General features: G+C 44.7%; 21 protein-coding genes and 1 other RNA gene. 18 read left to right on the top strand and 4 right to left on the bottom strand.

Annotated features, from left to right (window positions below; translation table 11 throughout):
• Window position 1: 1 nt before the first annotated feature.
• Together nth and B0H99_RS00960 are read left to right on the top strand one after the other, a co-directional pair.
• Window positions 2-682, top strand: coding sequence for an endonuclease III (nth, locus tag B0H99_RS00965; protein WP_106531748.1), 681 nt, complete (start codon window positions 2-4; stop codon window positions 680-682).
• Entirely contained in the window at window positions 657-1,007 is a 351-nt protein-coding gene (locus tag B0H99_RS00960; protein WP_106531747.1) for a YpoC family protein, read from the top strand. The genes nth and B0H99_RS00960 overlap by 26 nt, the downstream gene beginning before the upstream one ends.
• A gap of 75 nt (window positions 1,008-1,082) precedes the next feature.
• Here B0H99_RS00960 and B0H99_RS00955 read toward each other — a convergent pair whose 3' ends face one another.
• Window positions 1,083-3,941 carry a penicillin-binding protein 1A gene (locus B0H99_RS00955; RefSeq protein WP_106531746.1) on the bottom strand — a complete coding sequence of 953 codons (2,859 nt, stop codon included), beginning with the start codon at window positions 3,939-3,941 and terminating at the stop codon, window positions 1,083-1,085.
• Between the two features lie 33 nt (window positions 3,942-3,974).
• Window positions 3,975-4,571, bottom strand: a complete 597-nt coding sequence (gene recU / locus B0H99_RS00950) for a Holliday junction resolvase RecU (protein WP_106531745.1) — start codon at window positions 4,569-4,571, stop codon at window positions 3,975-3,977.
• A gap of 189 nt (window positions 4,572-4,760) precedes the next feature.
• Between recU and B0H99_RS00945 the strand changes: the two genes are divergently transcribed.
• The 8 genes from B0H99_RS00945 to B0H99_RS00910 all read left to right on the top strand — a co-directional run bounded on the left by B0H99_RS00945 (window position 4,761) and on the right by B0H99_RS00910 (window position 14,303).
• Window positions 4,761-5,129 (top strand): YppE family protein, encoded by a 369-nt coding sequence (locus B0H99_RS00945; RefSeq protein WP_106531744.1) that lies wholly within the window; start codon window positions 4,761-4,763, stop codon window positions 5,127-5,129.
• Window positions 5,122-7,392: a DEAD/DEAH box helicase gene (locus B0H99_RS00940; protein WP_106531743.1), complete on the top strand. Its 2,271-nt coding sequence runs from the start codon at window positions 5,122-5,124 to the stop codon at window positions 7,390-7,392. Before B0H99_RS00945 ends, B0H99_RS00940 begins: the two co-directional genes overlap by 8 nt.
• 6 nt (window positions 7,393-7,398) lie before the next feature.
• Window positions 7,399-8,646, top strand: a complete 1,248-nt coding sequence (locus B0H99_RS00935) for a ribonuclease H-like domain-containing protein (protein WP_106531742.1) — start codon at window positions 7,399-7,401, stop codon at window positions 8,644-8,646.
• A 152-nt stretch (window positions 8,647-8,798) separates the two neighbouring features.
• The gene (gene gpsB, locus B0H99_RS00930) at window positions 8,799-9,092 is read left to right on the top strand and encodes a cell division regulator GpsB (RefSeq protein WP_106531741.1); all 294 of its coding nucleotides are present in this window, start codon (window positions 8,799-8,801) and stop codon (window positions 9,090-9,092) included.
• A gap of 47 nt (window positions 9,093-9,139) precedes the next feature.
• An RNA gene (rnpB, locus tag B0H99_RS00925) (RNase P RNA component class B) lies at window positions 9,140-9,521 on the top strand.
• A 129-nt stretch (window positions 9,522-9,650) separates the two neighbouring features.
• Window positions 9,651-10,790: a THUMP domain-containing class I SAM-dependent RNA methyltransferase gene (locus B0H99_RS00920; RefSeq protein WP_106531740.1), complete on the top strand. Its 1,140-nt coding sequence runs from the start codon at window positions 9,651-9,653 to the stop codon at window positions 10,788-10,790.
• Window positions 10,791-10,841: 51 nt separating this feature from the next.
• Window positions 10,842-12,749 (top strand): ATP-dependent DNA helicase, encoded by a 1,908-nt coding sequence (locus B0H99_RS00915; protein WP_106531739.1) that lies wholly within the window; start codon window positions 10,842-10,844, stop codon window positions 12,747-12,749.
• A 60-nt stretch (window positions 12,750-12,809) separates the two neighbouring features.
• Window positions 12,810-14,303, top strand: a complete 1,494-nt coding sequence (locus B0H99_RS00910; protein WP_146137238.1) for a carboxypeptidase M32 — start codon at window positions 12,810-12,812, stop codon at window positions 14,301-14,303.
• 208 nt (window positions 14,304-14,511) lie between these two features.
• On the opposite strand, the gene B0H99_RS00905 is transcribed toward B0H99_RS00910, so the two are convergent.
• A complete protein-coding gene (locus B0H99_RS00905) occupies window positions 14,512-14,913 on the bottom strand; it encodes a YdcF family protein (protein WP_342750479.1) in 402 nt (133 codons plus the stop codon).
• A 124-nt stretch (window positions 14,914-15,037) separates the two neighbouring features.
• Between B0H99_RS00905 and B0H99_RS00900 the strand changes: the two genes are divergently transcribed.
• The 3 genes from B0H99_RS00900 to B0H99_RS00890 all read left to right on the top strand — a co-directional run bounded on the left by B0H99_RS00900 (window position 15,038) and on the right by B0H99_RS00890 (window position 20,405).
• On the top strand, window positions 15,038-15,796 hold the full coding sequence (locus B0H99_RS00900; protein ID WP_106531738.1) for an SDR family NAD(P)-dependent oxidoreductase: 759 nt from the start codon (window positions 15,038-15,040) through the stop codon (window positions 15,794-15,796).
• A 94-nt stretch (window positions 15,797-15,890) separates the two neighbouring features.
• Entirely contained in the window at window positions 15,891-19,472 is a 3,582-nt protein-coding gene (locus B0H99_RS00895; protein ID WP_106531737.1) for a dynamin family protein, read from the top strand.
• Window positions 19,473-19,475: 3 nt separating this feature from the next.
• Window positions 19,476-20,405, top strand: a complete 930-nt coding sequence (locus tag B0H99_RS00890) for a sulfurtransferase (RefSeq protein ID WP_106531736.1) — start codon at window positions 19,476-19,478, stop codon at window positions 20,403-20,405.
• A gap of 48 nt (window positions 20,406-20,453) precedes the next feature.
• Here the strand turns inward: B0H99_RS00890 and B0H99_RS00885 are convergent, their stop codons facing one another.
• Window positions 20,454-21,785, bottom strand: coding sequence for a hemolysin family protein (locus B0H99_RS00885; protein ID WP_106531735.1), 1,332 nt, complete (start codon window positions 21,783-21,785; stop codon window positions 20,454-20,456).
• A gap of 180 nt (window positions 21,786-21,965) precedes the next feature.
• On the opposite strand from B0H99_RS00885, the gene B0H99_RS00880 reads away from it, so the two are divergent.
• The 5 genes from B0H99_RS00880 (at window position 21,966) to B0H99_RS00860 (ending at window position 25,903) form a co-directional block, all read left to right on the top strand.
• Window positions 21,966-23,549, top strand: a complete 1,584-nt coding sequence (locus tag B0H99_RS00880; protein ID WP_106531734.1) for an amidohydrolase — start codon at window positions 21,966-21,968, stop codon at window positions 23,547-23,549.
• A complete protein-coding gene (locus B0H99_RS00875; protein ID WP_106531733.1) occupies window positions 23,549-24,298 on the top strand; it encodes an SDR family NAD(P)-dependent oxidoreductase in 750 nt (249 codons plus the stop codon). The genes B0H99_RS00880 and B0H99_RS00875 overlap by 1 nt, the downstream gene beginning before the upstream one ends.
• The gene (locus B0H99_RS00870) at window positions 24,295-24,507 is read left to right on the top strand and encodes a hypothetical protein (RefSeq protein ID WP_106531732.1); all 213 of its coding nucleotides are present in this window, start codon (window positions 24,295-24,297) and stop codon (window positions 24,505-24,507) included. Before B0H99_RS00875 ends, B0H99_RS00870 begins: the two co-directional genes overlap by 4 nt.
• A gap of 155 nt (window positions 24,508-24,662) precedes the next feature.
• A complete protein-coding gene (locus B0H99_RS00865; RefSeq protein WP_106532008.1) occupies window positions 24,663-25,409 on the top strand; it encodes a nucleotidyltransferase domain-containing protein in 747 nt (248 codons plus the stop codon).
• Window positions 25,406-25,903, top strand: a complete 498-nt coding sequence (locus B0H99_RS00860; RefSeq protein ID WP_106531731.1) for a cupin domain-containing protein — start codon at window positions 25,406-25,408, stop codon at window positions 25,901-25,903. Before B0H99_RS00865 ends, B0H99_RS00860 begins: the two co-directional genes overlap by 4 nt.
• The last annotated feature ends 55 nt before the right edge of the window (window positions 25,904-25,958 follow it).

The following is a 25,958-nucleotide window of genomic DNA, read 5'->3' as shown; positions in this document are numbered from 1 at the left end:
TTTGATGACGAAAAAAGAGTGGCATCAGTGTCTTGAAGAAATGGACCATATGTTTCCAGACGCCCATTGCGAACTTATTCATAGAAATCCTTTCGATTTGTTAATTGCCACTTTATTGTCTGCACAGTGTACAGATAAATTGGTGAATCGGGTGACGGAGACACTTTTTCAGAAATATGCGGTACCAGAGGATTACGTTTCAGTACCGATAGAAGAATTGGAACAAGATATTCGTTCTATCGGTCTTTACCGCAACAAAGCGAAAAATATACAGGCGCTTAGCCGGATTTTAATAGAGCAATACGACAGCCAGGTTCCAGCAGACCGGGATTTGTTAATGGCCCTTCCAGGTGTTGGTCGCAAGACAGCAAATGTCGTTGTATCGGTGGCATTTAACATACCGGCGCTGGCAGTGGACACTCATGTTGAACGAGTAGCTAAACGTCTTGGCGTTAATCGCTGGAAAGATACGCCCTTGCAAGTGGAGGAAACAATCATGAAGAAAACACCGGAGGAAAATTGGTCAAAAACCCATCACCAAATCATTTTCTTTGGGCGTTATCATTGCAAGGCACAAAATCCAGCATGCCATATATGCCCGCTCTACGACCGCTGCAGAGAAGGCAAAAAACGCGATAAAAAGGGACTCGTTAAACATGAAGTTGTCACAAAAGTTAACTAAAGAACAAACTGATCCTTTTTTTGAAGAGTGGAGGGCTAAGGCGGCGATTATCTCTGACTTGCATAAGCAACGCGATAAGCAAGCAAAAGACGAAATGGAAGCCGGAATTCTTTTATACAACAAATTGCTTGCTCATTGTTTAGAAACAGGAGCCATTCCGGGAGTGAAAGTGCTGGCCCCTATAAACGGGGAAGAACGATTGGCTTTTGTCGCTTCTCAACCTGGTAATTTTGCGGCATTTCGACAGCTTGATGAGCTGTTTGCAGAAATGAAAAAAATTATTGCTGCAAAGCGGATTCATTTAAAAAGATTCGAGCAGGATTGAAAATATACGAGAAAACCCTCACAACAGCATTTGGCTGTTGTGAGGGTTTTTCTATTAACTACTATACTAAGTTTATTAATTGCCGTTACCTTGGTTGCCGTTACCTTGGTTGCCGTTACCTTGGTTGCCGTTACCTTGGTTGCCGTTACCTTGGTTGCCGTTACCTTGGTTGCCGTTGCCTTGGTCAGCGTTGCCTTGGTCGCCGTTACCTTGGTTGCCGTTGCCTTGGTCGTCGTTGCCTTGGTTGCCGTTGCCTTGGTTGCCATTACCTTGGTTGCCGTTGCCTTGGTTAGCATTATCTTGGCCTTGTGCTGGATTAACAGTTTGGCCTCTACGAGAGGCAGTGCCTTCTTCTTCAGCTGGCTCTTCTTCAGCCGGCTCTTCTTCAGCTGGCTCTTCTTCAGCCGGCTCTTCTTCGGCTGGCTCTTCTTCAGCCGGCTCTTCTTCGGCCGGTTGTTCTTCAGCTGGCTCTTCTTCGGCCGGTTGTTCTTCGGCCGGTTGTTCTTCGGCTGGCTCTTCTTCAGCCGGCTCTTCTTCAACTGGCTCTTCTTCAACAGGTTCTTCAACCGGTTCCTCGGAATTTGCAATTTCTACTGTAATCGAAGCAGGATCACTGCGCTGATCATCAGTGACCGCTGTAACAGTGAACGTATAAGGGATTCCAGCTTCAAGACCATTATAGGTATAGCCGGTATCGCCTGTAGTCGTCAAGGTAGTTCCGTTTACTGCAACCACAAATGCAACATCTGCATCGCCTCCGTATGACCAGGTTAAAGTGACGGATTGACCTTCAACATTGGCTCGCAAACCGGAAGGAGCATCTAAATCTTCTTGAACAAATTTCTCGGATATTTGTGATGGTTCAGCACCCCGAACAAACAATTCCGTTTTTCTTAAATTGTAGGGCGTATAAGCGCTCGCCAATTTAAGTGGGGAAGTTCCTTTTTCGATTGTTTTTTCTACAACTGAATCAGGTTGTTCAAATCTTTCTGTCTCTGGGCTGGAGACCTCAGACATAACTCGTTTGAAAAGGCGCTGTGCCAATAAGCGTTCTTCAGAAGCGGTATCGATCGCATATTTGCGTGAAGGATATCCGCTCCATACAGAAACAGAATAATCGGTTGTATAGCCAGCAAACCAGACATCCGGAGCAGAAGAGGAATCTAGATTGTAATCTCGAAGTTCGTCTGCATTATAGTTGGATGTCCCAGTTTTTCCAGCTAAATCCAGGCCGCTTATAGCCGCTTCTTTTCCTGTAGCCCCTATTATGCTTGTATCTACGACATCACGAAGAATATCAGTGATCATATAGGCAGTGCTGTCTTTCATCGCTTTTACGGGCTCCGGCTTAACAACTTGTTCAGTTGTACCATCTCGGAAGACGATTTTCGTGATGGTATGGGGTTCTGTAAATTCCCCCTTATTGCCGAATGCTGCAAAAGCGCCAGCCATTTCTACGGTTGAGATATTTTTCTCAGGTGAGCCAAGAGCTGCCGATTCATAAACACCGCCAAAATCCAAGCCGAGTTTCTTTGTGAAATCAGAAGCTTCTTCAAATCCGACCTCTTTCAAGGTCTTGACAGCCGGAATATTGCGAGAGCGGTATAAAGCTTCTCGGACAGTCATAGTTCCAAGGAATTCGCCATCGACATTACGGATTTCCTGGCCGCTATCGTATTTATACGGTTCATCGACAAGCGTCTGGCCAGTCGACCAATTCATATTTTCAATAGCAGGACCATAGTCTAATAAAGGCTTGATCGTCGAACCGATAACCCGGTCTTTGGAAATCGCATAGTTTCTCCGGACATCTCCGCTGTAATCTCGGCCTGCACCAATAGCACGGATGCCGCCTGTTTTCGTATCTACGATCGTCATTGCGGATTGCACGTCTTCATCAAAAAACAAATCAGAAGACATGGCTTCATTGACCGCTTTCTGGACTGAAGGGTCAAGAGTAGTGAAAATAGTCAGCCCTGCGTCTAAAGAAATGTCTCCATCAAGCGCCTCGAGCTCGTCTTCCACCATTTCCATGAAAGCCGTATACTCGCCAGTTGCCACCGTTTGTTGGCGGTCTTCTTCTTTAAGCAAAGAATCTTCAATGGGAATCGCTTGAGCTTCTTCTTTCTGAGCTGTAGTAATTTTGCCATGCTGCTCCATCAAACTCAAAACAACGTTTCGTCTTGTTTCTGCCCGGTCAGGATTTTTAAAAGGATTATAGCCATTCGGACTTTGTGGCATTCCGGCTAATGTGGCCATTTCATGCAATTCCAATTCATCAAGCGGTTTTCCATAAAAATGCTCGGAAGCCGTCCCAAAACCATAAATATTGCCTGACATCAGAATTTTATTGAAATACATTTCAAAAATTTCTTCTTTTTCATATTTCCGTTCCAGTTGATACGCCAAATATGCTTCCTGCGCTTTTCGCTTCAGCGTCTTGTCATTGGAAAGAAATGAGTTTTTGATTACTTGCTGTGTGATTGTACTTGCGCCTTGTGATCCGAAGCCCCCGGTTATGTTGGCTACGACCGCGCCGCCAAGCCGTATCACATCAATACCGGAATGCTTGTAGAAGCGGTTGTCTTCAGTTGCCAAAATAGCTTCTTCCATTTCTTGCGGAATATCTTCATAATTTACATAAGTCCGATTTTCAGCCGTTATATAAGGAATTTCTGTTTCGCCGTCGGCTGCTAGAAAAGTAGGGCTGATCGGATCTCTCAGCAGTTCCTCATCAATTTCAGGAGCACTGCTGGCATAATAAGCAAACAGTCCGGCTCCAAAGATGAATCCGATAACACCGATCAGAACAAGGGCTGTGAAGATGCGCTTGATCCATGATGGTCCTGATGGTTTCTTTTTCTTGTTAGTCGTCTTCTTTTGTTGTTCGATAGCTTTTCTGCGCTGTTCGCGCGAAATTGGTTTTTCGCTCAAAATCGGTTCCTCACTTTCGGTAATATGACTCGTTTAAAGCTTTTGCAGGATGGGCAGATAATCGATAGGCGGGAAAGCACCAGGTGCGATTTCGAAAGAGGTTTCTTCAATTTCCTGCAATGTAATTGATTTTCGGCCTCCAGCTAACATCCGGTCCCAAAAGATTAACAGTGATTCAAAACGCATGACAAAGTAACGCTGCAGTGATGAAAAACGGAGAATCAGAAATGCTATGCCCTGTTGTTTGATGACTTGTGACATGTGGTGAATTTGATGGTCATGAATATTTTTTAAAGGGAAGGATGTTTTATTTTCCGTCTCTTTAGCTTCGAAATCGATATATTTCCCGTTCCAAACGCCGTTGTAATCCGTAGTGGAAGGCGTTCTGAAGTAAGCTTCCCGGATTACTGCTGCACTTCTTGACGGGTACTCGACTTTAACGATTTGAACCGGAACCGGTTTTTTATGGATTACGGCAAGTCCCAGCTGCAAATAATATTCGTTCGTTTCGTTCAACTCATCCTCTAATGTCTTACCCCGATTACTGAAAGAAAAATCCTTTTTCTTTTTAGTTGCAGGAAGGTTATGTGAAGGGACGAATTTTTTCCCGTTCGGATAATTGATGGTCAATGTGATACACCTCGCTTACTTTATCATATCACACGCATTTAGACGACGCCCATTAGTAAAGGTTTCAAAATTACTAGATTTATGATACTGGATTCAGCTCTCTTTTCCAACTGAAAAGAATGTTTGTTCGATAAAGTTCGTCTCCTTTTTGCGAATATGATAAACTTAGAACAATGGAGGGGATGAAAAATGACAGTCCGAGAACTCTCTTCCGTATTATTTGACGAATGCGGAAAATGTCTGGACCGCTTTTATGAAATGCGCGAGCACGACGCGGTACCGGATTTTTATAACGATGTAAAACCATATGCTGACTATTGGCACACAATTATAGATGAATGGCAGAAAGAATCACTTTTATATATTCAGCAAGAACGCCCGAAATATGTCCACAAACCGCAGATTGATACAGCGGCTGAAGGGATGGCGCAATTTTTTGTCCAAAGCTTTTACAAGGAGACCAGCAAAAAACGCTTTGTCCAAAGCATACAGTCAGCACAATACACGCTCCAAACTTTTATAAACGCAATTGACGAAAGAGCGGAAAGCCATGATTAGACGGAAAAACTTACCCCAGTTAATGGAAGAATGGAAAACAGAGCCTAACATGATGGAACGCATTGTCCATTGGCACACGATGGAAGAAAAACCGGCAAGGTACGCAGAGTTTCCTCCGGAAATGCATGCCAGCCTGAAAGAGGCGCTTCACAAAAAAGGAATAGATAAGCTGTATACGCACCAGCGTGAGGCATTTGATCTTGCCGTCAGCGGAACCTCGTTTACCGCTGTAACCCCGACTGCTTCCGGGAAATCATATTGCTATCATTTGCCGGTGCTTCATAAAATTCTGAACGATCCAGGTGCCCGGGCTTTGTATTTGTTTCCGACAAAAGCGCTCGCCCAAGACCAAAAAAGCGATTTACACGATTTGATTGAAAAAACGGAGCAGGCTATTTTGTCATACACATATGACGGCGATACATCACCGGCTATCCGAACGAAAGTGCGGAAAGCGGGGCAGATCGTTATGACCAATCCGGATATGCTTCACTCGGCTATTCTGCCGCACCACACAAAATGGGTTTCACTTTTTGAAAATCTACATTATATAGTGATTGATGAGCTCCATACGTATAAAGGTGTTTTTGGCACGCACGTAGGCCACGTGATTCGCCGGTTAAAGCGCATTTGTGAATTTTATGGCAGCAATCCGGTGTTTATCTGTACATCCGCGACAATCGCCAATCCAAAAGAACTTGCTGAAAAGCTGACAAATTCAGATCATGTGCTGATCGACAAAAACGGCGCGCCAAGCGGCAAAAAGCACATTGTCTTTTATAATCCGCCAATTGTTCACCCAACGTTTGGCGTAAGGAGAAGCGCTATTCTTGAAGTGCGGGATCTGGCGACTCATCTGATCAAACAAGGCATTCAGACCATCGTTTTCGCCAAAAGCCGCGTACGGGTAGAAATGCTTGTTACTTATCTGCAGGCGGTTACGAAAATGAAACTACAGGATGAATCGATCAAAGGATATCGAGGCGGATATTTGCCGACAGAACGCCGCGCCATTGAAAAAGGGCTGCGAGATGGCACGATTCAATGTGTCGTTTCGACGAATGCATTAGAACTCGGGGTCGATATTGGTCAGCTTCAGGCATGCATCATGACAGGGTATCCCGGGAACATTGCAAGTGCCTGGCAGCAAGCAGGGCGGGCAGGGCGGCGGCAAGACGAATCACTAGTAGTCTATGTCGCTCAATCTACTGCTCTCGATCAATATATTATCAATCATCCGGAATATTTACTAGACCAATCACCGGAAGAAGCCCGAATACATCCGGAAAACATCATTATCTTGATGGATCACTTGAAATGCGCGAGTTTTGAGCTTCCTTTTACTGCAGATGACCGATACGGTGAATTCGAAGTGCAGGAACTGTTGGAATACTTGCAGGAAGAAGGGGTACTGGTTCGTACTTCGGACCGTTGGCATTGGATGAGCGACCGGTTTCCAGCCCATGACATCTCGTTGCGCTCGGCAACCCAAGAAAATGTCGTGATCATCGATCAGTCTGTTCCAGCCGATACACGGGTTATCGGAGAAATGGACCGCTTTAGTGCGATGACCCTTTTGCACGAAGAAGCGATTTACCTGCATCAAGGCACGCAGTTCCAAGTGGAAATTCTCGATTGGGAAGAGAAAAAAGCGTATGTCACTGAAGTGGACGTGGATTATTTTACCGACGCTAATCTGGCGGTGGAGCTAAAAGTGATGAGTGAAGACAAGACGCGTGAATTCCACGATGCCTACGTACATTTCGGAGATATTGCGGTTTTGGCAATGCCTACAATCTTTAAAAAAATTCGCTTTGATACTCATGACAACATTGGCTCTGGACCGATTTCTTTGCCTGCGGTGGAACTTCATACAAGTTCTACTTGGCTTAGTTTTGCCCGGCCGGAAAACTTCAGCGAAGCCGAGCTTTCTGATACGATGACTGGAGCGGCTTATGCCATCGAATCATTCATACCGATTTTCGTGCAATGCGACCGAAGAGACGTACATGTTGTCCCGCAAGTAAAATCGCCGCATAACGACTTGCCGTCGTTTTTCATCCACGATTCTTATCCAGGCGGTATCGGCATCAGTGAACGCATTTATGATTTATGGCAGCCACTGCTAGACAAAGCGCAGCAGCACGTCTCGGAATGCCCATGTTTGGACGGCTGTCCGTCTTGCATCGGTGCTCAAGATGCAGCCATCAGTATGAAGGGCCATGTTATCGAGCTTTTAAATGAGCTTCGCAACGAAGGGTGAGTGTATATGTCGTTTGAAAGCAAACTTTTACAGATGAAAGGCTTGCTGAAAAAAGAGCCTGCCAAAAAGCAGAAAACGAAAGCAGCAGAGCGCCCGGCTCATGAAAACAAATGGAATGGAATCGGCCTGACATTAAAGGAAAATAAATTCGGTTATGTTTTTGAGAAGAAAATCCATTATCCGTTCGATACTGTTCATGGAAAAGTGAAACTAAATGAATTGGAACGGGTACTGGGGGCATGGGGAGGTACCCCGTTCGATCATCCGTTCAAGCTGAACCCTGGTGATCCCATTGTTTTTTTTGATACAGAGACAACGGGGTTAAGCGGAACCGGCGCTTATATTTTCCTGATCGGTCTGCTTGTTAAAAAGGAAGATGGCTTTGAAATGATGCAATACATCATGCCGGATCCTTCACATGAAGCCGCGTTCTTATATGAGACGGGGTTGTGGAAAGATGAAAATCCCATCATCTTTTCCTATAATGGCAAAAGCTTTGATTGGCCGCAGCTGATGTCGAGATGGACAATGCATCGGAATCTATTGCCAAAACTGCCCGTTCCCCGGCAAATCGATTTGTTCCATGGGACTAAACGCATTTGGAAAAATGAACTTGAGCGCATGAAACTCAGTACTATCGAAGAAGAAAAGTTGGGGTTCAAGAGAGAAGGCGATGTGCCGGGTTATTTGATTCCTGCAATCTATTTGGATGCAGTTAAGAGCGGATTCCCAGAGGCGCTGGCAAAAGTTCTGTTCCACAATGAACTGGATATTTTGTCTCTTGTTTCGCTCTATGTTTTGTCATCCGACTTATTGATGGAGGATTTTGCATCAGAAACTTCTGGTGCTTATACAAATATCGGAAAATGGTATGCGGATTTGAAACAGTTCGACCAAAGCGCCATTTATCTTGAACATGTAACCGAACAACGCGGAGCTCAAGCTTCGCTGGCACGGTATCTGCTTGCCATCCAGAAAAAAAGGAGCGGGCAGCCGCTTGATGCAGTTCGCTTGTTCAAAGAAGCAGCGCCGCATTTGCGTGGAACCATCGAAGTCGAAGCGTGGATCCATGCCGCTAAATTGTATGAACATCAGTTGGGCGATATAGAGCAGGCGATCATCATGACCGGATTTGCCAAAGAGGCGAGTGAACATGCTAAAGTCCGCAACTCACTGCTTATGGATATTGAAAAAAGACAGCGGCGCCTGGACGAAAAGAAGACAAAAAAACGCCAGCAAGTTAACAAGATGTAGACATGAAAAACCTGCCTTATGCTATACTTAGTGTAAGGCAGGGTTTTTTAATCGTAAAATAATTGATTTGATAACTAACGGTTGATTGAACTAACAATTTGCGGGAAACGTTCCCGTTAATTGAAGTTTCACCTTATGGAAGGACGATAATAATGGAAACTAAATTCACAGCAAAAGACATTTTAGAAAAAGATTTTAAAACAGGCATGCGCGGCTATAACCAAGATGAAGTAGATCATTTTTTAGACGAAATCATCCAAGACTATGAAATTTTCTCGAAAAAAATAGAGCAGCTTCAAAATGAAAACAAACGGCTGCGCATGGAACTCGAAGATATGCCTAGAAAGCAAGCAACTCCGGTTCCAGGCACAACCAACTTTGATATATTGCGCCGGCTTTCCCATTTAGAAAATCACGTTTTCGGAAACAAGCTGCACAACGACTAATTGGTTGTTTTCTTTCTTGGAATAACGTATACTAGTAAAGCCATTTGAAATTCTGGCAATCGCTCTGGCGTCTCGCTAGAGAGGAAAGTCCATGCTCACACGGACCTGAGATGGCCGTAGTGATCGCGCTCAGCGAAACAATAAGCTGAGGCAGCCTTTAATAGGCTGACGGCGGGTAGAACACCTAAGTCTTCGGATATGGTCGAAATACCCTGAAAGTGCCACAGTGACGGAGCTGCATAAGAAATTATGCAGGTGGAACGAGGTAAACCCCGCGAGTGAGAAACCCAAATTATGGTAGGGGCACTTTTCTGAAGGAATTGAACTGAGGAAGAGGCGGGAGAGAAACCCGCAGATAGATGGTTGCCGTCCACTAGTACGAGGTGCAAACTGCTTGAGTACGTGGAACACAAAACATGGCTTATAGAATTTCTTCTGGTTTTAAACTGATAAAAAGGCTCTCCTTTAGGAGAGCTTTTCTTCATATTGTAAATAATTGCAGATTGCCAGCTGCTGGTTAAAATAAAAAAATGGCATGAATTAAGAAAGGGCGTTATTATGGCTACATTTAAATTACTTGCAACTGCGGCAATGGGCCTTGAGTCAATCGTTGCTGATGAAGTGAAAGCTTTAGGATTTGAAACGCAAACTGAAAATGGAAAAGTCTTTTTTGAAGGCGACGAAAAGGCGATTGTGAAAGCTAACCTTTGGCTTCGGACAGCAGACCGTGTAAAACTGGTCGCAGGCGAATTTGATGCGTATACGTTTGATGAGTTGTTTGAGAAAACAAAAGCGATCGAATGGGAAAAGTTCCTGCCGGTCGATGCCGAATTTCCGGTGTCCGGAAAATCCGTAAAGTCGACATTGCACAGTGTGCCAAACTGCCAGTCAATTGTTAAAAAAGCGATCGTCGAACGATTGAAAAAAGCTTACCACCGAAATTCGTTTCTTGATGAATCCGGCCCTCGTTTTAAAATTGAAGTTTCTATCTTAAAAGATAAAGTTCAGCTTTCGATTGATACAAGCGGCGCCGGTTTGCACAAACGCGGCTACCGATTGGACCAAGGGGAGGCGCCGTTAAAGGAAACACTGGCAGCAGCACTTGTCAAGCTTTCAAGATGGACGCCGGACCGGCCATTTGTGGATCCGTTCTGCGGTTCTGGTACAATTGCGATTGAAGCGGCAATGATTGGCCAAAACATCGCCCCTGGCTTTAATCGTGAATTTGACAGCGAAGCGTGGCCATGGATCAAACCGCAATTGTGGGAAGACGCGCGTAATGAGGCGGATGAGTTGGCAAATTACGACCAACCGCTTAATATTCTTGGTACAGATATCGATCACCGCATGGTGAAGATCGCGGAAGAAAATGCGAGAGAAGCCGGATTTGCAGATTTAATCCTATTCAAACAACGCCAAGCAAAAGATTTTACGACGCAGGAAGAAAATGGCGTAGTGATCGGCAATCCGCCATACGGTGAACGAATCGGAGAAATTGAAGTGATTCAGGAAATGATACAAGATATGGGCCGTGTTTTCTCAAAACATCCAACTTGGTCGGTTTATATGCTGTCTTCCATGGAGAAATTCGAAACACTTTACGGGCAGCCTGCCACGAAAAAACGAAAACTATTTAACGGCTTTATTCGGACAGATTTGTTCCAATTCTGGGGAGAAAGTCCAAAAAATAACAGATAAGAGAACGGGAGGGCTGACAGCTCTTCCGTTTCTCTGTGAGGAGCGTCTATTATGAGACAACCTATTCCATTTCCATTAATGAAAGATAAAACGTTCTTTGAGTCGCTCAATGAATGGATCGGCGATATTTTTTACGATGTGCTTCCCGAAAAAGGCTATGACGAACGGGACGAACAGATTTTTATGGCATTTCAGATTGAGCAGGCATTAAAAGAAAAGGCCGTCTTATTTGCGGAAGCAGGCGTCGGGACAGGAAAAACGCTCGCGTATTTGTTGCCGGCGATCGCCTACGCACGTTATAAAGGCCGTCCGGCGCTGATTTCTTGTGCCGATGAAACATTAATTGAGCAATTGGTCAAAAAAGGTGGCGATATTGACCGGCTAAACGATTTGTTCGATTTGAAACTCGATGTCCGGTTGGCAAAATCGCGGGACCAATATTTGTGTTTGCAGCGGCTTGAAGGTGCCCAAAAACGAAGCGATGCGGAATTTTTGGACGATATCCAGGACAGCTTGCCCGAGTTCGTCAATAAAACCTATTCTATGCAAAATACGTTTCCTTATGGCGAACGCTCAAGTTTTCCGGATGTCACAGATGATGAATGGCAGCAAGTCAATTACCATCCGATTCAGAACTGTGCAGCATGCGACCTGCGCAACAAATGCGGCCAAACCATCCACCGCAACCATTACCGGGAAGCGACCGATTTGGTCATTTGCTCACATGATTTCTTGATGGAGCATATCTGGACAAAAGAGACGCGTGTACGTGAAGGGCAGACACCTTTGCTTCCGGAAAGTTCGTTGATTGTGCTCGATGAAGGGCATTTGCTTGAATTTGCAGCACAGCGGGCTTTGACATACGAAGTGCAGGAAAGAACTTTGCTAGAAGTGACTGAAAGCATCATGGTAGATGGTGTGCGTGAAAAAACCTTGAATATGATTGAAAAGAGCATCGATTTGCACAATGAATTTTTTAGAACGCTTCGTGCTTGTTTGATTCAAAGCGGTGAAGACCGGAAAGGCATTCAGAAAAAACCGGAATTGATTGCGCTCGGCAAAGAATTGGTTCGCCATATAGATTTAATGATGGAAGAGTTCGTCTTTGAAGGGGAACTTTACACCATTCCTGAATACGAGTTGAAAATGGCAGAAGAATACTTTGAGCTTTATATATTCTCGATGCGCTTGTTTGTCGAAGAAGGTGACGCCATCAACTGGCTCGAAGTTAAGGACGAAGTGGAGACGCTGGTCATCATGCCACGTCTGGTAACAGATATTCTGGATGAGAAACTGTTTGACGGGAAAGTGCCGATTATCTTTTCTTCTGCCACGCTTTCTATTCAAAAAGATTTCAGCTACCTGTCGGATAGCTTAGGAATCTTTAACTACCAATCGTTTTCTGTGCCTTCGCCATTCGATTACGAGGACGTCATGAAAGTCGTCAAGCACCCACTGCACCAACATGATAAGCACCAACGCGTTTTCGAGCTATTTGGCTCGAAAGAACAAACGCTTGTATTGTTCAAGTCCAAAGAAGATATGGACAAATTTAAGCAGACACTGCCGCAAGAGCATGGGGTGAAAATTGAATTTGAAGGCGACCGTGAGCTGTCTACTGTAGTCAGAGAATTTCAGGAAGGGCAATTCCAGGTGCTTTGCTCGTACCATTTATGGGAAGGGCTTGATCTTCCAGGTGAAGCGCTGACGAAAGTGATCATTGTAGATTTGCCGTTTCCTCCTAAAGACCCTGTATTCGATGCAAAGCGCAAGTTCAGCGAAAATCCGCTGGAAGAAATCGATTTGCCGTTTATGCAGCTGCGCGTCCAGCAAGGAATCGGCCGTTTGATCCGAACTTCAAATGACCATGGAGAAATCCATTTGTTGCTAAATGAAGACGAATTAGCTATTGAACATTTGTGGGAAGCAATTCTTCCCGTGCATGCGGAAAATGTCTAAATAGTCCAACTCCTTATGGTACAATAATTGCTAGTATGTATAGGAGGGATTGCTTTGTCAATGGAAGCTCAATTTACAGAACACTTAAAGAAAATTAATGGGTACAATGAAGCGATCTCTTTGCTTTATTGGGATTTTCGCACGGGAGCACCGAAAAAAGGCGCAGATTTGCGTTCAGAAACAATCGGCATTTTATCATCGGAAGTATTCCTTTTGTCAACATCAGAAGAATACGGTCAAATGATTTCAGAATTGGAAGCGAAAAAAAACGAGCTGGAACCTATAATGCGCCGTTCGGTGGAAGAAGCCCGAAAAGATTATGACCTTAGCAAAAAAGTGCCGCCTGAAGAATATAAGAACTATGTCATCTTACAGGCGAAAGCGGAATCGGTATGGGAAGATGCTAAAAAGGCAGCCGATTTTTCAATGTTTCAGCCTTATTTAGTGGATTTGGTGGCCAGCACAAAAAAGATGATCGGCTATTGGGGAGAGAAAAACGGCAGTCCGTATAACACATTGCTTGATCAATACGAGCCAGGCATGACAACAGAAGTGCTCGATGACGTATTCGGCAAGCTGCGGGACCGTATTGTACCATTAGTCAGGAAAATTCAAGATGCACCGAACAAGCCTGACACAGCCTTTTTGTTCCGGAAGTTTTCAAAAGATGCACAGCGCGATTTCAGTTTTAAAATTTTAGAACAATTGGGATATGATTTTGAGGCGGGCCGTTTGGACGAAACAGTCCATCCATTCATGATCGGCATCAACCGCTATGATGTCCGGATTACTACGAAATATGACGAAAAAGATTTCCGGACAGCGGTTTTCGGAACTATCCATGAATGTGGCCACGCAGTCTATGAACAGAACTTTGATGAAAAGTTATCCGGTCTGCCTGTCGAGGACGGCGCTTCTATGGGGATCCATGAGTCACAGTCACTGTTTTTCGAAAATTTTATAGGGCGCAATGAAAAGTTTTGGAAAACCAATTTCGAGCTATTGAAAAGTTTTGCACCTGATCAGTTTGGCGAAGTGGGCTTGGAGGCATATTACCGGGCCATCAACGAATCGAAACCCTCGCTAATCCGAATCGAAGCCGATGAACTGACTTATGCACTTCATATCATGATCCGCTACGAATTAGAAAAAGGTTTGTTTAATGGCGATCTGCAAGTAGAGGATTTGCCGGCACTTTGGAATGATAAATACGAAGAATATTTGGGTGTCCGGCCGGCGAATGATGCAGAAGGCGTTTTGCAGGACGTCCATTGGGCAGGCGCTAGCTTCGGCTATTTTCCGTCTTATGCCCTTGGCTACATGTACGCGGCCCAGTTGAAAAACGCGATGTTAAAAGACGTGCCTAATTTTGACGAATTGTTGGAACAAGGCCATGTGGCACCGATCCGTGCTTGGCTTACTGAACATGTCCATCAGCATGGAGCGATGAAAAATCCGCTGGAAATCTTGCAGGACGCCACTGGTGAAGGCCTGAATGCTGAGCACCTGGCTTCTTATTTGGAAGACAAGTATACAAAGATTTACCAGTTATAAATAACTGAAGGCCATGAAAGCATTATGCGTTCATGGCCTTTTTTTATAGTCCTTGATCTTCTTTTCGCTGTACTATAAATTGGCTGAAATACTTGCCTATCTTTTCAACTTCTGACATCGTGCGGGTGATGCCTTCAGGAGTCAGATGCCAGTTTTCTTTTGTGATGCCAGTTCCGTCTATGACGGGCGAAATGAAAAACAAGGTTTCTTATGGAAAAATGGCTTGATAAGTTAATAATGCCCGCCGTGCATGCCATGCTTTGCAGACAAGAATAACCTTGCGGAAGAGAATTTCTTTTTGTTGGAGTACTTTCAAAGAATAGCGTGCATTTTCGTATGTATTTTGAGCATGTTCTTCTTTTAAAATGGCGAAATCCGGAATGCCGTTCGCTATGCCGATTTGTTGGAGAAAAGCCCATTCCGTCTTTTCAACACGAGGATTGGTGCCTCCGGAAGGGAGGATATAGCGCGCCATTTTTTCATGATACAAAGAAGCCGCTTTTTCCATAAGCTGAGGGTGGCTGCCGCCGGGCACTAAAATGACGTCGGCTGGAAGAGTATCGCTTTCGGCAAAGATAAACTGGGTGATGCTATCAAACGGATGGGGCATTCGCAAATTCTCCTTTGTTCTGCTAATTTCACATTCATTATACGGATAGAGGCAAAGGAAGTTTCATTAAGTCTTTTCCCATGGGCCGAACTTTTTGATTATAATGAAAAAAGGAGGGGATAGTATGTTAAAATCGTTTAGTTTAGAAGGCAAGACTGCAATTGTTACAGGAGCAGGAAAAGGGATTGGCAAAGCGATCGCACTTGCGGTAGCGGAAGCGGGAGCGAATGTCATGCTGGTAGCCCGCACGGAGAAAGATCTTAAACAAGCGCAGGAAGAAATCGGCAACGGCCGGACAAGCTATTGCGTGACGGACATTACGGACCGTGTGCAAATCCAAAAAGCCGTAGCAAAGACTGTAGAGGAGTTTGGCGGAATTGATGTGCTAGTAAATAATGCGGGCATGAATATCCGCTCATCTTTGGCAAACGCTACAGACGCAGAGTGGCATAAAATTATGGATACAAATGCACAAAGCGTCTTCATGTTTTCTCAGGAAGCAGCAAAAAAAATGAACGGCGGCGGCTCAATCGTTAACATCAGTTCGGTTGGCGGCGAGCGTGCATTGAAAACGGGGGTCATTTATGCGGCATCCAAAGCGGCGATCATTCAGATGACCAAAGTGATGGCGATGGAATGGGGGCCTGCCAATATTCGGGTCAATGCCATCGGTCCGTGGTATTTCAGAACGCCTCTTACCGAAAAATTGCTGAACGATGAAGAATATTTAAATTCGATATTGGCTGTTACGCCGATGAAACGAGTTGGTGAACTTCCTGAAGTCGCATCTCCGGTCGTTTTCCTGGCATCGGACGCCGCAAGTTACATAACAGGGCAAACCCTATTCGTTGATGGCGGGATGACCATCCATGGTTTTTCCTGAAAATCAAAATCCTTTCCTGGTGGAAAGGATTTTTTTCGTTCCTTTCGAAAAAATGATATGATGGTAACAGTATTGTGATGAAGGAGATTCTTAAATGACAGCTTTAGATTATGAAAAAGATTTAATTGAAACAGCGCGGCTTTACCAAATTTTTGAAGAGAACGAAGATACGGAGCGCGCAGCCAAGGCTGAGCTGTTTGCAAAGAAAGTGCTGAAAAACAATTTCATCATCGGATTCGCCGGCCATTTTTCTTCTGGTAAATCGTCGATGATTAATGCGTTGACTGGCGAGACTTTATTGCCGTCCAGCCCGATTCCGACGAGTGCTAATATCGTAAATGTACGAAAAGCAGATACGGATTTTGCTATCGTCAACATGAAAAATGAAGCGCCGGTCTATTTTCCTGAGAACTACGATTTTGAAGCTGTCAAAGCATTTTGCAAAAGCGGGGATGTTACACAAATTGAAATTGGCCATAAAGACTCTGTCCTGCCAGATAACATTACCGTTATGGATACACCAGGGGTCGATTCCACGGATGATGCCCACCGTCTATCGACCGAGTCGGCGCTTCATGTCGCGGATATGGTTTTTTACGTCATGGATTATAACCATGTGCAATCCGAACTGAATTTTAACTTTACAAAAGAACTGCAGAAGTACACGGATTTATATTTGATTGTCAACCAAATAGACAAACACCAAGACCAGGAACTGAGCTTTGCCGACTTCAAGAAATCTGTTCATGAATCCTTTGCTGCTTGGGGCGTCGTGCCGAAGGACATCTTTTTCACTTCGCTTAAAGACTATGGTCACCACGGCAACGATTTTGCAAAAGTGAAAAAGCTGGTCGCATCTTCTATGGAGAATTGGAATGGGCATGCCGGTACTTCTGCGAAACATGCCTTGCAGCAGCTGAAAGATGAACATATACAATTTTTGGAAGATGAAAAAGAAGAGCGGCTTCATGCTTTTTCTTCCGTACTGTCGGAGGAAGAATGGGCAATGAGGGAAGACGTAAAAAAAGAAATGGCTCAAGTTTCCCGCCGATTATCGGTGCTGGAATTTGATGACTGGCAAAAAAACTTTGAAAAAGCAAGAAAAGAGCTGGTGGAAAACGCCAACATCATGCCTTACGAATTGCGGAATGCGTTGACCGCGTATTTGGAGTCAGTGCAACCGAATTTCAAAGTGGGTTTATTGTTCAGCGGAAAAAAGACGCAGGAAGAACGGGACGTACGCAAAAACGAAGTGGAAGAACGGCTAGCGACAATTGTTGCTTCACAGATTTCAAATCACATGAAAAAATTGATGAAAACGTCCTTGAAAGATGCCGGGCTATTAACTGATACGGAAGCTCTCTCTATCGATGATCAGACTTTCAATGTGCCATTCTCAGTCGTCGAAGATCAAATTCCTAGAGGTGCTGTGCTATCTGGAGACGCGGTCTTGAACTTTGCCAACAACATTACGGTTGCTGTGCAGAAATGGTATATCAAAGAAACAGACGGATGGAAAAAAGCACAACAAGAAAAGTTTGAGGCGCTATCTGACGATGCAAGTACAGAAATGGATATGAAGGCGAAGCGATTAAACCAAAAATTGCTGGCCATTCAAACACTTGAAGAGATGGACGAACGCATTGAAAAAGTAAAACGGGCTTATTCTGCAATGCTGCCGACTCAAAAATTGAAGGCTCAAGAAAAAATGCACCAGTGGCAAAAGGATTTCCATATCTCGATTGACGACATGAAAAAATGGGATCCTTCGATGCTTCAAACAGAAACTGCAGAAGCACCGGAAATGCGACATGAGACAGCACAAGAAGAGGCCGTTTCGTTTGACGAACAAGATATCTTGCAACGAGCACTTCGCACTTCGGAAGCGATAGCGCCGATCAAGGGCTTTGCGGAAACTGCCGAGTATCTGAAACGGAAAGCGGCGAGGCTGAACGGCCAGGAATTTACGATTGCCTTGTTCGGTGCATTCAGTGCCGGAAAATCTTCGTTTTCAAATGCGCTGCTTGGAGAAAAAGTATTGCCGGTATCCCCTAACCCGACGACGGCCACGATCAATCGAATTCGCCCGGTATCCGCTAAGCATCCGCATGAAACAGCTGATGTACGGTTAAAAACGGCCGCCCAGTTGACAGAAGATGTGCGGAATTCATTTCAGGCGCTTGGCGTCTCAGTCCAAACTTTGGAAGAAGCCTACCAGAAGGCATCCAATATGCCGGAAATCGAAGCGACCGAACAGCAAGTGCACAAATCGTTCATTGCTGCATTCCATAAAGGTTTTCCAGGTTTTCAAAAACAATTGGGAGAAACATTGCGCACCAACCGTGAAGAATTCGGCGAATATGTTGCCCAAGAAGAAAAAAGCTGTTTTGTTGACGAAATTGACTTTTACTATGATTGTGAATTGACGCGAAACGGCGTGACGCTTGTCGATACACCAGGAGCGGATTCGATCAATGCGCGTCACACTAATGTGGCGTTCGAGTATATCCGAAACGCTGATGCCATTCTGTTTATCACTTATTACAATCATGCCTTTGCCCGTGCAGACCGGGAATTTCTTATCCAGCTTGGCCGTGTCAAAGATGCTTTTGAAATGGACAAGATGTTCTTCATCGTCAACGCTATCGACTTGGCAAACAGCCAAGAAGAAAAAGAAGCGGTGGAAAACTACGTGAGAAATGAACTTCTACGTTTTGGAATCCGTTTTCCAAGGCTTTACGGAGTCTCCAGCTTGCTGGCATTGACGGATAAAGAAACGTCGGGTATGCCGCAGTTTGAGGAAGCGTTCCATCATTTCCTGAAAGAAGAGCTAAAAGGAATGGCGGTCCAATCTCTTGCGGAAGAAGAACAAAAAGCGGTTGGCCGTTTCCAGAGCTTGATCGAGCATACGGAGAAAAATCTGTTGAGAAAAGACGAACGGCTGGGTGAATTAAAAAGATTAGAGCAGCAATTGCGCATTCTGTTCAGCGCTTCAAGCGCCAAATTGCTTGAAAAAGAAGCGCTCCAGGAGTTGGGCGAATTGCTTTACTATGTAAATCAGCGCGTATTTTACCGATTTAACGACTTCTTCAAGGAGGCGTTCAATCCTTCAGTGTTTGCTGGCAAAACCCCGCAGCAGGCACTGGATACGGCACTGGCGGAAATTAAAGATATGACCGCATTCGATTTCCAGCAGGAACTCCGCGTCACGAACTTCAGGCTTGCCCAGTTCATAGAAAAAAGAATAGCGGGGCGTTTCAAGGAAGATACGCAAAAATTGATCTCCATGAATCCGGACTTTTCTTTTACGCCGTATGAACCTGAAGAACCGGTCATGCTGACGGTTGACAAGCCGTTTGAAAACGCCAGCTACTCGGCGGTCAAATCTTATTATAAAAACAATAAAAGCTTTTTTGAGAAGAACGAAAAAGAAAAGCTGCGTGACGCATTGCAAGCTCTGATGGAACCGGATGCGCAACATTATTTGGATGTAGAAAAAGTGAAGCTGGTGGAATGGGCGGAGTTTTGGATCGAACAGGAAGCGGAAGGTTTACGCCAGCATATTATGAGGCAAGCTATCGACCAAATCGATTCCGAGCGAACGCTTCTTGAAGAACAGGAAAAATTAGTGGAATGGAAAAAGCGGTTCTCAAATTTACTTGGCGAAAGGGTGTAAGTGATGAATGTTTTTATTGAAACGACTGATACTGAAAAATATCGTTGGATAGACGCCAGGTTTGAACTAGGAAGACCGGAAGCCGGTCAAGCGCTCTATATGGATGAGCACGTAGCCGAAGCCATATTTTGGGATCTAGAAAAGGACTTGTCGGACATGGAAGCTGAAGGTGGGCGCCATCCGATGCCATCAAAAGATCAACTGGTCCGTTTGGTTCGTTCAAGCGGCTTGACGCCGGAAGACCAAGTGGTTATTTATGATCAAGGCGGCGCGCCATTTGCCGCCCGTGCATGGTGGCTCTTGAAGTATGCCGGATTTGAAAATGTCTTTATCAGCAAGCTGGGGTTTTCCGCTTTGAAAAAACAAGGGATTGCGGTTTCCGCTGAAGTGCCGGATTATGAACCGACATTTGCCGAACTTCAATTCGTTGATGCACTTTACGCAGACCGTAATTATGTGAAAAGCCTTGTTGCCGGCAAAGAACTTGGCGTCTTAGTGGATGCCCGTTCAGCGGAGCGTTATGCAGGCATCAACGAACCGCTTGATAAAGTGGCTGGTCGCATACCTGGAGCTCGGAATTATGATTGGGCGCGATTGGTCCACGGCAATGAATTTTACGAAGACGTCGATTTTACTGATCTCCTGCAGAAAAATGAACCGGCTGTTGTTTATTGCGGCAGTGGAGTATCAGCAGCTGCAGTATATGCCGTCCTGGCGGAAAAAGGCCATCAGCAGCTCCGCCTGTATACAGGCAGCTTTTCAGACTGGATTACGGATGAGGAGAATGTAGTGGAAATCGACCGTGCCGAACATATCGAAGCGGCGGACGAAGAAACAAAAGCCATTTTAGCCCAGCTTATCCAAGATGGATATACAGGCGAAATGCTGATGAAAAAGTTTGAATTTGAGAAGTCCCAAATCAATAAAAAATAAAGCAAAAACTTCCTACAGACAGACTGTAGGAAGTTTTTGCTTTAATAATTAAATAGGCAATTTCTTTTCAACTGGTTCTTTTTCTGGAATCCGGGTCAGCAATACGGATATGATTTGATGATGTTCCATTTCTTCCACAGTTACTGTATGGGTCAGAAGCGGAATTGAACCGCCTTCTTGGATATCGGTGTTTTTCAACTGAATCCATCCGCCTATCGTATCTACATCTTCACTATCATCAAACTTCAAAGCAAAACGCTCTTCTAAATCAGAAAGCAATACCCGGCCGCTCAAAACATAATGGTCTTCATCAAGAACTTTGATGTCTTCCTGTTCATCTTCATCAAATTCATCACGGATTTCTCCGACGATTTCTTCCAATATGTCTTCCATCGTGATCACGCCGGCGGTACCGCCATATTCATCAATGACAATCGCCATATGGACGCGCTCTTTCTGCATTTTGCGCAGTACATCTTGAAGTGAAGCTAGTTCATGGACGAACGGAATGTCATGGACAGTCGTACTTGCTTTCAAATCTTGTTTATACGTGTAATTGGTCAGCATTTCCTTAACATTGATAAAGCCGATAATGTCATCTTTATCGCCGTTCTCCGTAACCGGATAACGCGTGTATTGATTATCCCGCACAATTTCCATTAGATCCTCGTGGTCCATTTCAAGGGAAATGGTTGCCATCTGCGTACGCGGAAGCATGATGTCTTTGGCAGTCCGTTCATCAAAAGAAAAAATATTTTGCATATAGGAAAGTTCTGTTTGATTGATTTCACCACTTCGGAAGCTTTTGTTCATGATGATTTTCAATTCTTCTTCGGAATGGGCTTGTTCATGGCCTGCAGGTTCGACTCCGAACATCCGCAAGAACACACGGGCAGAACCGTTCATAAGCCAAATGAAAGGTCCCATAATGACACCGAACAGGATCAATGGGCGAGAGAAGAACAACGCCATATTTTCAGCATATTGAATAGCCAGAGTTTTAGGTGCCAATTCTCCAATAACCACATGAATGTATGTGATCAAAGTAAAAGCGATCGCCACCGAGAGAATAGAAGATGTTGTTTCGCCGATACTCAAATGGTCGAATAACGGGTGCAAAATCCGTTCTACTGTTGGTTCACCGAGCCACCCGAGTCCGAGTGCTGTAACGGTAATACCAAGTTGACACGCGGACAAATAATAATCCAGGTTATCAATGATTTTTTTGGTCCGTCCTGCGCCTTTATGGCCTTCAGAAATTAGTTGGTCAATCCTGGACATTCTCACTTTGATGATGGAAAATTCCGAACCGACAAATAACGCCGTTAGCCCAATCAGCAAAACGACCAAAAACAAATTCAATAAAAGTATACTGTCCAATTAGTCCCTCCGGCTTGGAGGGTTCACCTCTGCTTTCTATAGATAAGAACGATTATACCATAAATCATTTTCACTTTCTTTTTAGATGCTTACAATAAAACATTTTGTTATTTCAAATCAATCTTATTGAACCTATCAGAATTAGGATTTATGATGAATAAAGAGAAAAGGAGTGGTCAAATGAAAGTGTTGTGGCACGGAGGGACTATTTATACGATGGCTGCCGAAGGAGAAAGAGTCGATTCGGTATTGGTCGAGGACGGCAAAATAATAAAAGTTGGACCATATGAAGAGTTGAAGAAAATCGCTGATGCAGAACAGGATTTGAATGGGAAAGTGGTCTATCCCGGATTAGTGGACAGCCACATGCATATGATCGGCCATGGCGAGAAATTATTGCGTGTCGATTTATCAAAAATCGAATCTGCGGAGGAAATGAAAGAGCGGCTGATCAGCGAAACCGCCACTATTGCCAGCAGTGAATGGTTTATCGGAGAAGGCTGGAACGAAAATAATTTTCCGGACCGGAAAATTTTCCATCGCCATGAACTGGATGAAATAACAGAGTCGCCGATGCTGTTGAAGCGGATTTGCAGGCACGCCATCCTGGCAAATTCTAGTGCATTGGAGTTAGCCGGCATCACGAAAGATACGCCTGATCCGGAAGGCGGCGTTATTGTACGTGATAATGATGGCGAGCCGACAGGTTATTTGCTCGACGCTGCACAAGACTTGGTTTCTGCGAAAGTCCCGGAAGTGAGCGTCGCCTTTTTGACCCGCGCACTTGAAAAGTCGGTCGATGATTTGCTGTCACTTGGACTGACTGGCGCTCATACAGAAGACATGGGTTATTACGGCGATTATTCGCGCCCGCTGCAAGCTTTCAAGAACGTCATCACAAAAAAGCGCAAATTCCGTGCGCATTTATTGCGTGCCCATAGTGAATTTGAAAAAATGATGGAAGGCGCCGAATACTTTGAACCGTTTATCGATCCCGGCCCGATGAAAATCTTCGCAGACGGAGCCATGGGTGGGAGAACCGCGCTTCTTAGCAAACCGTATAACGACGACCCGTCCACTAGTGGGGTAGCTATCCACGGAGACAACGAATTGGCGGAGCTAGTTGCATTAGCCAGAAAATACGATGAAGCAGTAGCGATTCATGTTATCGGCGACCTTGGTTTGGAAAAAGCGCTGGATGCCATCGAAGCGCATCCGGTTCCAAAAGGAAAGCGCGACCGGCTGATCCACACGGTTGTGGTCCGCGAAGATTTGGTAGAGCGTATGCAAAAACTTGATGTTATCTTGGATTTGCAGCCAAGCTTTGTAACATCCGATTTCCCTTGGGTAGTCGAACGGCTTGGCGAAGAGCGGATGGAATGGTCCTATGCTTGGAAAAAGCTTTTAGACAGCGGTTTGATCTGCGCTGGCGGCTCAGACGCGCCGATTGAAGAAGTGGATCCGCGCCTGGGCATTTATGCAGCTGTAACCAGAAGAAATCCTTATGATGCACATGAAGGTTATTTGCCGGGAGAAAAACTTTCCCGCTTTGAAGCTATTGGGCTTTATACAAGCGGCTCAGCCGGTGCTATTTGCAAAGAACATGAACGCGGCATGATCAAAGAAGGTTTTGATGCAGACTTTACTGTTTTTGACCGGGATTTGTTCGAAGGCAGCGAAGAACAGCTGCTTGAAGCGCAAGTGGAAATGACGGTAGTCGCTGGGGATATCATGTTCCAAAAAGCGGGAAAGGTGCATAGCTGATGGAAGTTTTCATTGTTACCGGAGCTTCCAAAGGCATTGGACTGGCATTATGCAGGCAGTTAGTCGAGGCAGGGCATATTGTCTTCGGTATTGCCCGGTCCAAGAACAGTGAGTGGAATAGAGAACTTTTCTATGAGTTCGATTTGACCGATTTGCCGGAAATTCCAGGCCTGGTCGCCAAAATCGCTTCAGCGCTTCCTGAAAATGTGCAAAGCATTACCTTGATTAACAATGCAGGCACTATTGAACCCATCGGTTTTTCAGGGCAAAACGATCCGCTGGCGATACAAGCGAACATCAACTTGAACTTAACTGCGCCGATGATTTTGAGTTCATCGTTTATTGCCCAGTTTAAAAATGTGGACTGTATAAAATCGATCGTCAACATTTCATCTGGCGCCGGGAGGAAAGTATACCGAGGTTGGAGCGCCTATTGCGCGTCAAAAGCGGGACTCGACCATTTCAGCAGGGTATTGGATGCAGAAGAAGATGATGTAAAAGTGGTGGCTGTAGCTCCAGGGATCATTGATACAGGTATGCAGGAGCAGATCCGAAAAAGCAATGAACTGGATTTTCCGCTACTTGGACAATTCCAGGACTATAAAGATACAGGCAAATTGAGCACGCCGGAAGAAACGGCAGCACAGCTGATCAAGCTTTTGCGCCGGCCAGATTTTCTTAAGCTTGATCCAATTTTGGATTTGCGGGCATTGTCAGCCTATAAAACAGAAAGGACGTCTGAACAGTGAACACTACACCAAAAGAGATCATTCAAAAATTAAGCAATGCTGAACAAGAAGGCATCGACATGGCAAGCCCGAAAGCGGTCGTCAATCATATGCTGGTCCAAGGGGAAAAACAATCTATTCTGTATTTTTACAAACCGAACACCTTGGAGTTTGATTTTGATAAATATAATAACGCGGTCGCGGAAATGCGCAGGCATAAACAAAAATAAAAGAGTTGGAATCTTTTCCAGCTCTTTTATTTTTGTTGGAGGCATCCTCCAACATTTCTATTGCTGCTAGATGATAAAGGGTTCATTTGCACAGAATCAATAAGTAAAAAAAGTGTTCATAGTGGTAAATAAAAAGAGGTGAAAGCAGTTTGGCAATCTATCGCAAAGAAGCTAAAGAGGCGGCAGCGGAATTTGTAGATCAGCACTTTCCATTATGCCAGTGTGCATTGCTTGCGGGCAGCACCGTCAGAGGAGAGGCGACAATCAGTTCGGATCTCGACATTGTAATTTTTGATGAGCAGATCTCTGGCTCTTACCGGGAATCCTTTAGAGAAAATGGATGGCCCATCGAAGTGTTTGTCCATAATTTCAGATCGTATCAAGCCTTTTTTCAAAGTGATTGCAGCCGTGCTCGGCCATCTCTGCCGACGATGGTTGCAGAAGGAACCGCAATCAAAGGAGAAGTGAGGCTAAAAGCGATCAAGGCCGAAGCGGAATATTTGTTGGAAAAAGGACCCGAAGCATGGACGGAAGAAACTATTGGGATAAAGCGTTATTTTCTTACAGACTTGCTGGATGATTTTATCGGCAGTTCAGATCGTTCGGAAGATTTATTTATCGCAAGCGCCTTATCGGCGTCTGCCAGCGAGTTTGTTTTGAGGACAAATGGCAGGTGGATAGGACAATCCAAATGGATTGTGCGGGCGCTGCGGAATTTCGATCAGGATTATGCCAACAATTTTACGGCTGTTTTTAATGATTTTTACCGGACAGGCCAAAAAGCGGAGGTTATCAAGCTGGTGGACAATATCCTGATCCCTTGCGGCGGACGGTTGTTTGAAGGTTTTTCTCAAGGGAAAAAGACGCACTCAAATATAAATGGGAAGGCAGAGAAAATATGAACGCAGATTATTGGATAGAACAGCTCCAGATGGAAGAACATCCGGAAGGTGGTTATTTTAAGCAATCATTCAAATCCGAAGAATTAATTTCACCGGCTAGCCATCCGGGCATGCGCCATTTGTATACAAGCATTTATTTCCTGCTTCGCTCTGAAAACATTTCGCATTTCCATCAACTGTTGTCTGATGAACTGTGGTATTTTCATGCGGGCAGTTCCTTGACCGTGCATATTATTGATCCAACAGGAGAGTATCGGCAGGAAAAATTGGGATTAACAATCGAAAAAGGGGAGAAGCCTCAAGTATTGGTCGAAAAAGGATCTATATTCGGTTCATCCGTTGATACAGCGGACACTTTTTCACTTGTCGGCTGTATGGTAACTCCTGGCTTTGATTTTACCGACTTTAAATTGTTCAGCCAGCAAGAATTGCTTGAACAATTTCCTCAACATGAAGAAGTTATAAGCCGTTTGGCATACAAGCAGTTGCCGTGAGGCCTACCGAATTTTGCGGAAATATGCTAAAATTTAAAAAACTGGTTAAAGGATG

This window comes from Planomicrobium soli (assembly GCF_003014655.1).
GTDB classification, from domain to species: domain Bacteria; phylum Bacillota; class Bacilli; order Bacillales_A; family Planococcaceae; genus Planococcus; species Planococcus soli_B.
The sequence above is the reverse complement of the archived record's forward strand: the minus strand, read 5'-3'. Positions and strand labels throughout refer to the sequence as shown.